Raw genomic sequence first — 12,844 nt, 5'->3', positions numbered from 1 at the left:
TTAGTTACCTCCTGTTAAAAAGTCCAAGGCAGTCTTCAGTTGCAGATCTTCTTCAATATTTAGTACAGGTTTTTCTGTAGTTGTATAGAAAGCCTGAGTTGCTTCTTCTTCAGATATTTCTGTCATTGAGATGACTTCCCTTTCTGGATTACTTACCTCTATATCAGGTTTTATTCCCTTTAAATGAATATCTGACCCGCTTGGTGTGAAGTAATGGGCTATAGGTAACCAAATTTCTCCTCCTGTAGACAAGCTAAATGTATTCTGGACCGCGGCTTTTCCATAAGTCGTTTCTCCAATAACGGTTGCTACACTATTATCTTTAAGAGCACCAGTTAAGATCTCAGATGCAGATGCCGAACCTTCATTAACCAATAAAACTACAGGGATATTTTGTAAAAAACTGTAATAATTACCTGGAATAGTTGGAATTGTTTCTTTTGTGCCATCAAAATATTTAATACTAACTACTTCCCCACTCTTTAAAAACATGGAGGTAATTTCAACAGCTGATTGTAAAAGTCCACCCGGATTATTTCTTAAATCAATTATTAGTCCTTCTATATTCTGATTTGAAAGGTTATTTAGGGCTTCTTTCATTTCTTGAGAGCTTGTTTTGGCAAAATTAGTGAGTAGTATGTAACCCAACTTCTTATTTTTGTATTCTATCGTATCAAATTTTACAGTCTTAGTTTCTATTATTTCTCTTATTAATGTAATATTCTTTGGTTCGGTCCATGTGTCGCGGTATATTTCCAAGGTAACTTCCGTTCCAGGTTCACCCCTCATTAACGAAGCTGATTTGTTAAGGCCGAGTTCGGATGTGGGGGTACCGTCAACGGATAAAATGTAATCGTTAGGCATTAATCCCGCCCTTTGTGCAGGAGTTCCATTCATCGGTGAGACGATAATAACCGCATCCATTTCATAATCATATCTAATAGTCAACCCTACTCCGCCATATCTACCTTCTATGTCGATGTTACTTTCTTCTGTTTGAGCGGAATCAAGGTACCAAGCAAAAGGATCATCTAGCCCTCTCATCATTCCTTCAATTGTGGAATCCACGATTTTATCATAATCAACGTTGTCTTTATCATAATAATAATTGACTATGTAGTATAACGTAGAGTAAATAGGTTCTTCAAACTTATCTAAATAGATTTGCGTTACAGAATTCCCTTGATAACTGTTAGAAACCGTGTCTGCGAAAATCCAGGAAGTAATGAATAAACCAAAAATTATTATAACAGATAGTAATTTTTTCTTTTTTTTACTCATCTAACTCTCTCCTTAATAAAATTTTTATATGGTTATTTTAAGCTAAAACTTGTTATAGCGCCTCTTTGCCGAACGTTAAGGGGGTCCCCCTTAAAAACCCCAAATCAAGGTCAAAATCATTTAAAAACATTGTTTGCACATTGCGGCAAACACTCCCCACCCATAAGGATAAAAGAATTTTTATTATTTGTCCTGTCTACATTCATATTTCTCTAAATTTAGATAAAACTTGTATTAACTCGTCTAACATCTTTTCGTTTCCTGTTTGCTCATATTCTAATATACAGCTTTTTGTGTAACCTTTCATTATTTCTTCTGCGGTTTTATTTAAAGCCCCTTTCACCGCGGACAACTGTGTTAATACATCTACACATCTTCTCTCTTCTTCCAACATTTTTTGAAGGCCTCTAACCTGACCTTCAATTCTTTTTAATCGTGTGATTAAATTATCTTTATTATAATTTGAAGACATACGACGCCCCTCTCTAAATTAATTTGTTTGTTGTATTTTAGGCATAAGACACAAAAAGATCCTTTTCTTTTACATCTTTATCTTTTAAAACGTATGTATTAAGCTCCTCTATATCCATTTCCATCATTTTTTTGAACTCTTTTCCAGAGATATTCTCTTTATTGTAAAGATAAATGGCCAAAAGATCAAGTTTTTCTTTGTTTTCCAACAATAAGTTCTTAGCTTTTTCATAACTGCTAAGAATAAAATTCTTGATCTCTGAATCTATTTCTTTAGCGGTTTCTTGGGAAAAATTCTTCATTCGAGTTATCTCTCTTCCCAAAAAGATTTCTCCTTCTTCTTCACCCCATGCAATGGGTCCTATCTTTTCACTCATACCTAATTGGGCAACCATTTCTCTTACTAACTCTGTAGCTCTCTTTAAATCATTCCCCGCCCCTGTTGTGATTTCGTTGAATACGATCTCTTCAGCGGCTCTTCCACCTAACATGCCAACTATTTTATCCCTTATTTCGGGCTCTGTGATTAAAAACCTGTCTTCGGTTGGAAGCTGCATTGTGTAACCTAAAGCCGCTTGCCCTCGAGGAACTATAGTGATTTTGTGAACAGGGTCCGCGTAAGGTAAAAGGTAACCTAAAATTGCATGGCCCAATTCGTGATAGGTAATAATTTTTTTCTCCTTGGGGGTTATTTTTCGTGATTTACGAGCAGGGCCCACAATTACCCTTTCTATCGCTTCTTGGAAATCATCATTAGTTATGTGATCTCTACCGTCTCTTGCTGCCAGGAGAGCTGCTTCATTCACCATATTTTCTAAATCGGCACCTACAAACCCAGGGGTACTTTGTGCCAAACTTTTAACGTCTATATCGTCTGTGATTTTTTTTCCTCTTAGGTGAATCTTTATAATTTCCTCTCTTGCCTTCAAATCAGGTACATCCAAGAATATTTTTTTGTCGAATCTTCCTGGCCTTAAGAGGGCTTTATCTAAGATATCAGGCCTATTTGTTGCTGCCATTACTACTATGCCTTCTCGGGGATCGAACCCATCCATTTCAACTAATAAAGCGTTTAAGGTTTGTTCTCTTTCATCATGGCCTCCACCTAAACCCGTTCCTCTTTGCCTTCCTACAGCATCCAGTTCATCGATAAAAATTATTGCAGGACTATTCTCTCTTGCCTCTTTAAAGAGATCTCTGACTCTGGCTGCTCCAACACCTACGAATAATTCTACGAAATCAGAACCCGACATAAAATAAAATGGCACGTCAGCCTCACCTGCAACAGCTCTGGCTACCAAGGTTTTTCCTGTACCTGGGAGTCCTGATAAGAGTACACCTTTAGGCATTTTTGCCCCCAATGCGCTAAAGTTTTTAGGGTCTTTAAGAAAATTAACTATATCTTCCAACTCTTCTTTAACTTCGTCAATACCAGCTACGTCATTGAAAGTGATTTTATTTCTTCTAGAATCGTATCTTTTAGCAGGGTTCCTTCTGTAATTGCTTCCAGGTATCCCTTCTCCTGTTCCGGATCTTCTGAACATCCAAAACCAAAAAAACATTAGTATTATTATTGGCAACATATAGATAAGCATAGTAACCCACCAACTTGCCCCGGTGTTTTTAATATACTCAACCTTAATTCCATCATTTGCTAATGCTCTAACATAAGCTTGATCCATAAGCAAAGTTGGGGCATAAACCTGAAAAAGCTGTCCATTTCTGGCTTTCGCTTGGATAAGGCCACTTGTATCGATTTGTAAACTTATTATTGTATCTTGATTTATTAAGTTCACGAGATCGGTATAACTTATCTCAGTGATGTTCGAGGTATTTAACTGAGAAATGCTCATAAAAATAAGCATAGCAAGAATAAAATATATAAAAAGCGGTCCAAATAGGGACCCTCTTCTGTTCGGATTGTTATTCATAAGAGCCTCCTTTTTATAAAAATAAAAAATTTATGTCACTTATATTTTATACCAATATTATAAAATATGCAAATGTTATAGAAAGATTTTTGGTCTACCAGCATAGGAAGAGTAAATTCCCAACAATAGAGACTATTTAAACATTCATTTTAGAAAAAAGAAAATTTTTAAGCTATATTTAAGTGATAGATTATATACTAAAAAGGGATTTGTGAATTTATTATTTTAAAAAATAAAACAAAGGGAGGAAAAAAGTATGAAGAAAGTAGTATTGATAGCATTTACACTGATTTTAGTAACAGGGATGTTCTCAGCAAATTTAACAGAGGTATTTGATACAGCTAAAGCAAGTAGTACAATATACAAAACAGCACAACTTGATCTTGAAAAGACTAACCTTGATTACAACAAGGCTAAGATAGAGGCAACGAACAAGAAGTTAGAACTAAGTGGAGAATTAAGTTATTATTCAGGTCTTTCAAGCTATAATACTTCTATGAAAAGTTACTACGGTGACATAGTAGACAGAGTATTCAATGTTTATGTAGAAGAAATAAACGTAAAAACAGCGGATTTGCAGTTAAAAAACGCCCAGATAACCTACGACAACAACACTGAATTGTTCAACAACGGATTGATCTCAGAAGACATCCTTAAAAGTTCTGAACTCGATGTAAGTGATGCGCAGAACAATTTGGAAAGTGCACAATTAAATTTAGAAACCGCCAAAGACGACTTAAAAGAATTATACGAAGGGGATTACAACCAAATAGAGATAAACATTCCCACTTATGAGGGCGTATTCATCAGTGATGAAGAATATTTAAACAACAACTACAACCTAAAAATGGCTCAACTAAAGGTAGATATTTCACAATACGATCTCAACAACTTACCTGCCAACGCATCTGCATATAACAAGAGAATAGCAGAGATAACTCACCAAACAAATATCTTAAGTTTGCAAGACACACAGGACACATTGATTGAAGCACACAAAACAACAAAAAATAGTATCGAAACTCTTTACAAAAGTTTGAAAAACTTAGAAGAAAGAATGAACTTATCCCAAAGCACATATAACGACACAAAGGATAGATTCAACAAAGGATTGGTATCTGAATTGGAACTAAATACTGCGGACATAAACTATCTAACAACCCAAAAGAATTATTATGAAAGTGTAAGAAGTTACATAAAAGCATACATCAACTACATAATAGACACAGGAAGGAGCCTTGAGGAGGTAGGATTGTGAAAAAACTTATAGTTTTAGTAATAACCCTTCTCGTAGGAATCCTGAACCTATTTGGGATGACATTCGAAGAGTTATACGAACAAAATTTAAACAAAAGTTCATCTTATACGCAAGCGGAGTTGAACTTGCGAGGCGCAGAATTAGACATGAACAAAATAGACAAATTCTTTGTTCCATATTTGGGTATATCTGTTGATACAGTGAAAACAGGGATAGACCCATTTGGAAAAGGAACAACCATTGGAGGGTTAGTTTTTGGAGGGGAAGGAACTTTAGAAGGTTTTCGTATTTCTTTGGATGTAAACTTCTTAGAGGTATGGGGAGCCCAGGTAGGTCTCTCGTTCCCTTTTACTTTAAATACAGATGAATGGACGATAGACACCCCTGAAGCATCAGAGTTAGCAATCTCTTTATCTCGTGATCTTACAATAATTGACAGGGCGGAAAGGTTGAAAACTGAAAGTACTTACTACGATGCACTCTCTAAATACTACCTGGCGCAAACTAATGAACTCATAACAACGATCGAAGATATATTCACCAGACATTACAACGAAAGGATGATTCAAACATACCAAGATGAAATAGAAATACTGAACCAACAGTACAATTCATCAACCGATGAAGACGAAAAAGAAAATTTAGAAAAGCAGATACTAACCGCTCAAAAGAGTTTAGCAACTTTAAGAGCAAGTAACGCACCTCTGGAATATTTTGAATACACAGATGAACTGTACAATCAAACAAAAAATATGGTGGAAAGAATAATAAACAAAAACCAAAACTATCCAACGAATATTGAAGAAAGATTGGATTTAAAATCTTTGAAACTCCAAGAAGAGGCATCGGAAATAGAAAGTAATTTCTGGTTCATTCCTTACCTGCCTTTCAATACGATAAGTGTGTCTATGAATCCATTTAAAGATACAAATGACTTGAAGAAAAAAATGAGTATAAGCGTAGGATTTCAATTGCCTATATTGGATAAAGGTGAAAGAAAGTTGGCGTCTGATACTATGAAAACAAACGTTGCTGCTTTGACATACGATGAAAGTATAATAGAAGTGGAAAATGCGATAAGAAAATTAGAAACAAATAGAAGAACGCTGAATTATGACATAAAAATAAATCAAATAGATTTAGAAAACGCCATGGAAAATTACAATAGAAATAAAGAGTTAAGTGAGCAAGGTTACATAACACGTGAGCAATTAAAATTATCAGAAATAGCCCTGGCAAGGGCACAATTAGTCAGCGAAAAAACGCAAAACGATATTATGACAAACGAGTTAAGAATAATGCAGCAATACTATGTGGACATATGGGGTGATATAAATTGAAAAGAAGAAGAAAGATTACAATATGGACAATAGTGATAATAGCTATAGTTGTAGTTGTTGGGATAATCTTTTTCCCAATACAAAGTTCACCTACAGCCTCTGATTCAAGTGGATTACCATTAGTATACTTAGAATATGAGGTGAAATCAGATGGCGTGGGAGATTCGATAGAAGTAGTGGGAAACGTAACGGCTGAGATTGAATCAGTGTTTCCAAAAGTTTCAGGAGAAATAGTCGAGGTATACGTAGAAAAAGGTGACGAGGTTGAAGAAGGTCAAATACTAGCTAAAATAGAAGATCTTGACTATCAAATAGCATACTTGAATGCCTTAAATGATTATGAATCGTCAACCAACGTGGGTGAACGGATGAAAGAAGTAAAAAGGTTACAGTTGGAAAAAGCAAAAAAGAATTTGGAAGCAACTGAAATAAAAGCCCCCGTTTCAGGGATAGTAAATGCAGTAAATATTTCAAAGGGAGATATTGTTGGGACAACATCCGCTATTTTGACGATAGTGGACAGAAGTACAATAAAAGTTAAAACTGCTGTTGATGAAATAGATTTTCCACTTATAAATGTAGGGATGGATGCAACAATAAGAATAGATCCTTTGAATTTCGAAGAATCCGGTAAAGTAACATGGATTAGTCCAACTACTCAAACGGATATGGGGGTAGTTGTTATACCAATTGAGATTGAATTTACACAAAATAATCTTCAAAATAACCTGACTTCAGGAATGACAGCGGATGTAGAAATTGTTACCTTAAAATTAGAAAACACGGTGGCAGTACCAAAAGACGCCATTCATGAGGGAGTTAATGGGGCAAAAATAGTCTACAAAAAGACTGCAGAAGGTGGCATGGAACCAGTTCAAGTACAAACTGGAAAAGAATCGGATAGTATGGTTGAAATAACGGTGGGCTTAAAATCTGGAGATAAGGTTTTGATATTACCATCTCAAGAACAAGCACAAAGAATAATGCAAAATTATGGTATACCATTTGGAATGCCTGTCGCTCCAGGGACTGTTCCTCAAGGTCCAGGAAGAGGTGGATTTTGATGGCAGTAATGGAATTGAAAGAGGTATGGAAAATATACGATGTTGGAGAAGTCAAAGTTGAAGCCCTACGCGGTGTATCTTTCGGTGTTGAAGATGGTGAGTATGCTATAATAATTGGACCTTCCGGAAGCGGCAAATCAACTTTGTTACAGATCCTAGGCTGTTTGGATAAACCTACAAAAGGGCAGATATTCATCGAAAATGTAGAAGTCTCTAAAATGAAAGATAGAGAATTGGCAGGGGTAAGAAATAAAAAGATAGGATTTGTATTTCAAAGTTTCAATTTACTTCCAAAGTTGAGTGCATTAGAAAATGTTGAACTTCCTTTAATATACGCGGGTGTGTCTCCGAAAAAAAGAAGGGAGATAGCAAAAGAACAATTAGAGTTAGTAGGGCTTGGTGATAGGATAAATCATAGACCAACTCAACTATCGGGTGGGCAACAACAAAGGGTGGCTATAGCAAGAGCTTTAGCTAACGATCCAGCCTTTCTTTTAGCGGATGAACCAACAGGGAACCTTGATACAAAAAGTGGAGAAGAAATCCTTCAAATATTTAGGAAGTTGAACGATATGGGTAAAACGTTGGTCGTTGTCACTCACGATATGAGAATGTTGGATGAAGGGTCAAAAACGATAAAATTGTTGGATGGGAAGATCCAATCGATAGAGGTGAACACAGTTGGAAATACTTAAAGAGACCTTTAGATCTTTGCGTTCTAATAAGTTGAGGACGTTTCTTTCAATGTTGGGAATAATAATAGGTGTTGGAGCGGTAATGACTATAATTGCTATAGGGGATGGAGCAAGGCAGGAAATAAACAATACCGTTTCTTCTCTAGGGTCCAATATTATTATGGTTAACTCCACTGTGTATTCCAGATTTTCATCTCAGCCCCTTGAGTTTCAAGATGCAGTTAACATTAAAAATATGGTTCCACAAGTAAAGAATGCCACAGGTGTTTTAAATTCAAATCTGACAGTGGAAAGTGGTGGAGAAACAACTTCAGGATCGGTATTTGGAGTTTTGCCTAGTTTTTTTGATATAATGAACTTAAAGATTGCTTATGGAAGAAGGTTAGATGAAGCTGACGAAGAAGAATTAAACTCAGTCGCTGTTATAGGTTATAATATAGCTAATAAATTATACGGTAGACAAAATGTTGTTGGTGAACGGATCAATATTATTCAAAGTGGAAATACTGGTAGTCGAAAAGTTTCTTTTGAAGTAGTGGGGGTTATAGAAAAAACAGGCAGCAGGTTGTTGTTTAATGTTGATGATATGATCATACTCCCACATAATGTAGCAGATTATAGGCTGTTTCACATGAATGGAAGGACGAGTTCTATTTTTGTTTCTGCAATGGATGAAAGTTCTGCAGAATTGGCAACCATGGGAACGGATTTTTATCTTTATAGAAAATTCGGAGATTCTGATAAGTACAGTATATTAAGCCAAGATGCTATTTTAGAAGCTATTAATCAAATAACAGGAATTATGAATGTGATACTTGTAGGAATAGCTGCAATTTCTTTAGTTGTAGGAGGAATAGGAATAATGAATATTATGCTCGTTACCGTTAAAGAAAGAACAAGAGAGATAGGTATAAAGATGGCTATAGGAGCCACTAGGCATAGGATTTTGATGGAATTCTTAGTTGAGAGTGTAGTTTTAACTGTTGTAGCTGGTATAATAGGTATGATATTGGGTGGGCTTCTCTCCACTTTGATAGCATATTTTGGTAGAGCTTTTGGATTAACCGCTGTCATAACTTGGAAATCGATTGTTTTATCATTTGGGGTATCTGCAGGAATAGGCCTATTCTTTGGTATATACCCTGCAAACCAAGCATCAAAGTTGAGTCCAATAGAAGCTTTAAGATACGAGTAAAGAAGGTGTTGCATGTGGAAAATGTAGATTTTCCGAAATCCTTTTTGTGGGGGGTAAACTCCCCTTTCCTGTCTTTTTTAGGAAATTCAAGGGAAGGATCGAAAAAACAAATATTTGAAAATGTAGAAAAAGATTTGGAGGAACAATTATCTTTTTTGGAGAAATTGAAAATTAATTCTTTTAGATTCCATCTAAATTGGGATTTGTTATTTCTTGACACTTTTTATTCTTGTGCTATGTATAATAACTTTATAGAACAACTACGTAAAAAGGAAATTGAACCTATCGTAAACCTCATTGATTTTGATTTTCTTTCCTACAATAAAAGAGAAGCTATTGATAATATAGAAAGCGAAGAAAAAATCTCGATATTTATAGAAATTATCGAAAAGATTGTCTCCACTTTTAAATACAACGTTCAATATTATATCGTTTTGAATCATACTACCGAATACCTAAAACGAAGATTTTTCAAAGTTACAGATGTTGATAACCTTGCATTACATGAAACAGTTCAAAATCTCTTAAATCTTTATGATAAAAGCGTTCAAATTATAAAAAGTATTAACCCTTATGCTAAAGTATCGGTAAGTGAAGAATTCAATGTTGATGAAGAAGATCAGTTAGATTTAGTTTTTTCTTTTATTGATGTAATTGTCAGGGGAGAAAGTCCATTCTTTGAAAAAATCGCTTTTAAAAAATCTGATATAGATTTTATCGGAATAAATTTCAATGATTTCACTTCAAATTCAGAAGAATATATCTCTTTGATAAGAGAACTTTCAGATGGAAAGAATAATATTGACCTGGATGAAGTAATAAAAAGATGTTCTTCTAAATATAACCTGCCTTTTTTAATAACTGAAAATATAGCTACAGGTGAGGATGATAGTTTAAAAAGCCGTTATTTAGTTAATAATTTATACAAGATTAATCAATCTTTGGAAAATAATGCGAAGATTTTTGGATATATCTACAATTCTCTAAGTGATGTTAAAATCAACAACCATCTTTTAAAAACAGGACTATATAGAATAGATGATAAAAACAGATATATCAGTTTAAGAAACTTCGCAAAAATCTATTTGAATATCATAGAAGATAATGGGATAAACGAAAGATACCTAAAATATATTGATTAGCTTAATGTAAAATTAAAGATGTAGTAATTTTATTTCAAGTATACTCTCATTCAGTTCTATTTCCGCATAATCTCCTTCGCAAAAAGCCCCCGGATTCAATATCAAAGTATCCTCTATTTCAAATTTTTCTTGATGATGAGAATGTCCAAAGACCATCAAATCGATCCTTTTTTTTAAGTATTTCAAAAGCTTATCAGGTACAGCTGGACCGGTTTGGTGACCGTGTATAAGACCTATTTTTTTGCCGAATAATTCTAAATACAATTTTTCAGGAAGTCGATTTTTTATATAAAAATCATCCATATTTCCATACACAGCATGAAGTATGGGCTTTTGATTTTCTAAGTAATTCAACACTTCGATTTCTACGATATCTCCAAGTAAGAATATTTGATCATAAAGCCCAATATTTAATTTGTCTAGACTTTTCAAATCTGATTTTATAGGAATGTGTAGATCACTAATTACAAGTATTTTCAAAGGGTGGCCACTTCCACTATGTTTTTTTCATAGGGAGGTCTTAGGACTTTCTTTTCGGTAATTATAGCCGTAACTAATTCATTTGGAGTTACATCAAAGGCGGGGTTGTAAACATTTACATCTTCTGGTACTAAACGAGTTTTGTGACAAAATCTTACCTCGTTGTGGTTTCTTTCTTCAATGGGGATACCTTCACCATTTTTTGTTTCTATGTCTATAGTTGAAAGAGGAGCAGCTACATAAAAAGGAATACCATGTCTTTTTGCTAGAACAGCTACAGAATAAGTTCCAATTTTGTTTGCAACGTCACCGTTACGAGCGATTCTATCGGCTCCTACTATTACAGCGTTTATTTTTCCTTGTTTCATTACCCAACCTGCCATATTGTCTGTAATTAGTGTTGTTTTGATACCGCTTTTAATCAATTCCCAAACGGTCAATCTTGCTCCTTGAAGGTAGGGCCTCGTTTCATCCGCAAAGACCTGGATGTTTTTTCCATTCTCTACGGCTGCTCTAATAACCCCTAAAGCGGTTCCATAATCAACGGTTGCTAAAGCTCCTGCATTGCAATGTGTTAAAACAGTGTCCCCATCGTTTAATAAAGATTCTCCGTTCTTACCGATCTGTTTATTTATTTCAATATCTTCATATGCGATTTTTAAGGCTTCTTCTTCCAATATCCCTACAATGTCATTTGTTTCTTTATTCTGTAAGCTTTCTTTTAAAAGTTTATCCATTCTGTTTAACGCCCAAAATAAGTTTACTGCGGTAGGTCGGGTTTTAGATAAACTGTTTTTTACTTCTTCTAATTTGTTTAAAAATAGATTCTTGTCAGAAAGATGCGAAAACTCTTTTGCCCCTAAAACGAAGCCAAACGCAGCACTTGCTCCTATAGCAGGAGCTCCTCTTACTACCATATCTTTTATTGAGTTGGCAACATCAAGATAATTTCTACATTCTACATACTTTTCTTCGAGGGGTAAATACCTCTGATCTATCAAGATTAGACTGTTTCCTGTCCATTCCATTGTCATAGTTTTTATATTTTTCATTTATTTCCTCCTAAACATTTTGATTTTAAAATCCCTAAAGCTTCTTTCAGCGCCCCTTCGCCCCGCAGTCCACCCATAAGGATAAAGGAATATGGCTTCGCCCCGCAGCCCACCCTCTATCTACAAGATCATTTTTTATAAAAAAAAGGAGCAATGGAAGTAAAGCCAAAACCCTTGTAGTTGAAAATTCTTTCTGTGGAACCAACAAACAGGACTCCTCCAGGATTCAAGGCATCGTAGAATTTTTTGTATAGCTTATCTTTAGCATCGTTGTCAAAGTATATGACAACATTTCTACATATGATTAAGTCAAAATTTTTTTCAAAATCGTCAAATAGGAGGTTCATTTTATTGAAAGTAACATTATTTTTGATGAAATCTTTTATTTGGTATTTATCTTCTCCTATTTTTGTGAAATACTTTCTTATATATTCATCGTTTAAGTTTATTAAACTTTTTTCATTATATATCCCGCGTTTGGCTTTTTGCAAAGCTCCTTCATCAAAATCTGAAGCAATTATTTTTGATTTGTTGATAATGCCTAACTCATGTAATATTATCGCAAGTGTGTACGGTTCCTCTCCTGTAGAACAACCTGCGCTCCAGAGTTTTAACGTTGGCTTTTGATTTTTCATGAGATCAGGGATTATTTCTTGTTTTAAATATTCCCATTTCTCTGGGTTTCTAAAAAATTCTGTGACGTTAATGGTGAGTTTATCTAAAAACTCATGCCACTTATCTTTATTTTTCAACAATAAATCTAGATATTCACCATACGAATTAATTCCGTATTTTTTGAGTAATATATCTGTTCTACGCCTTACTCTGTGTTGTTTGTACCCAGAGAGGTCTAGATTGAAATGAGTTACCAACTTTTTCAAAAATACTTTGTAATCTTCGTCATCAAAAGGGGAAGAATAAAATTCTGACATCTT

The 12,844-nt window shown here is 34.7% G+C and carries 12 protein-coding genes; 6 read left to right on the top strand and 6 right to left on the bottom strand.

All coding sequences use genetic code 11. The features are described 5' to 3' along the window. The 3 genes from X929_RS02510 to ftsH form a co-directional block, all read right to left on the bottom strand. On the bottom strand, positions 1–1,281 hold the full coding sequence (locus tag X929_RS02510) for a S41 family peptidase (RefSeq protein ID WP_103066471.1): 1,281 nt from the start codon (positions 1,279–1,281) through the stop codon (positions 1–3). Positions 1,282–1,483: 202 nt separating this feature from the next. Further along, on the bottom strand, positions 1,484–1,753 hold the full coding sequence (locus X929_RS02505) for a metal-sensitive transcriptional regulator (RefSeq protein WP_103066470.1): 270 nt from the start codon (positions 1,751–1,753) through the stop codon (positions 1,484–1,486). Between the two features lie 37 nt (positions 1,754–1,790). Continuing rightward, a complete protein-coding gene (gene ftsH, locus X929_RS02500; RefSeq protein ID WP_103066469.1) occupies positions 1,791–3,683 on the bottom strand; it encodes an ATP-dependent zinc metalloprotease FtsH in 1,893 nt (630 codons plus the stop codon). Positions 3,684–3,939: 256 nt separating this feature from the next. Here ftsH and X929_RS02495 point away from each other — a divergent pair, with 256 nt between their 5' ends. Genes X929_RS02495 through X929_RS02470 form a run of 6 tightly spaced genes read left to right on the top strand, consistent with a single transcriptional unit; the run spans position 3,940 to position 10,377 of the window. After that, positions 3,940–4,941: a TolC family protein gene (locus tag X929_RS02495; RefSeq protein ID WP_103066468.1), complete on the top strand. Its 1,002-nt coding sequence runs from the start codon at positions 3,940–3,942 to the stop codon at positions 4,939–4,941. Beyond that, positions 4,938–6,281, top strand: a complete 1,344-nt coding sequence (locus X929_RS02490; protein WP_103066467.1) for a TolC family protein — start codon at positions 4,938–4,940, stop codon at positions 6,279–6,281. Before X929_RS02495 ends, X929_RS02490 begins: the two co-directional genes overlap by 4 nt. After that, a complete protein-coding gene (locus tag X929_RS02485) occupies positions 6,278–7,345 on the top strand; it encodes an efflux RND transporter periplasmic adaptor subunit (RefSeq protein ID WP_103066466.1) in 1,068 nt (355 codons plus the stop codon). The genes X929_RS02490 and X929_RS02485 overlap by 4 nt, the downstream gene beginning before the upstream one ends. Further along, positions 7,342–8,040 (top strand): ATP-binding cassette domain-containing protein, encoded by a 699-nt coding sequence (locus tag X929_RS02480; protein WP_103066465.1) that lies wholly within the window; start codon positions 7,342–7,344, stop codon positions 8,038–8,040. The genes X929_RS02485 and X929_RS02480 overlap by 4 nt, the downstream gene beginning before the upstream one ends. Before the next feature lie 49 nt (positions 8,041–8,089). Beyond that, on the top strand, positions 8,090–9,235 hold the full coding sequence (locus X929_RS02475) for an ABC transporter permease (RefSeq protein WP_211286712.1): 1,146 nt from the start codon (positions 8,090–8,092) through the stop codon (positions 9,233–9,235). 14 nt (positions 9,236–9,249) lie between these two features. After that, positions 9,250–10,377, top strand: coding sequence for a family 1 glycosylhydrolase (locus X929_RS02470; RefSeq protein WP_103066463.1), 1,128 nt, complete (start codon positions 9,250–9,252; stop codon positions 10,375–10,377). Between the two features lie 12 nt (positions 10,378–10,389). Here the strand turns inward: X929_RS02470 and X929_RS02465 are convergent, their stop codons facing one another. The 3 genes from X929_RS02465 to X929_RS02455 all read right to left on the bottom strand — a co-directional run bounded on the left by X929_RS02465 (position 10,390) and on the right by X929_RS02455 (position 12,841). After that, on the bottom strand, positions 10,390–10,857 hold the full coding sequence (locus X929_RS02465; RefSeq protein ID WP_103066462.1) for a metallophosphoesterase family protein: 468 nt from the start codon (positions 10,855–10,857) through the stop codon (positions 10,390–10,392). Beyond that, complete coding sequence (gene mtnA, locus X929_RS02460; RefSeq protein ID WP_103066461.1) at positions 10,854–11,909, bottom strand: S-methyl-5-thioribose-1-phosphate isomerase; 1,056 nt, start codon at positions 11,907–11,909, stop codon at positions 10,854–10,856. Before mtnA ends, X929_RS02465 begins: the two co-directional genes overlap by 4 nt. A gap of 128 nt (positions 11,910–12,037) precedes the next feature. Beyond that, positions 12,038–12,841, bottom strand: coding sequence for a CheR family methyltransferase (locus X929_RS02455; RefSeq protein WP_103066460.1), 804 nt, complete (start codon positions 12,839–12,841; stop codon positions 12,038–12,040). Between the last annotated feature and the right edge of the window lie 3 nt (positions 12,842–12,844).

The sequence above is a fragment of the Petrotoga olearia DSM 13574 genome, assembly GCF_002895525.1.
In the GTDB taxonomy this organism is placed as follows: Bacteria; Thermotogota; Thermotogae; order Petrotogales; family Petrotogaceae; genus Petrotoga; species Petrotoga olearia.
This window is presented reverse-complemented; position numbering and strand designations above follow the sequence as displayed.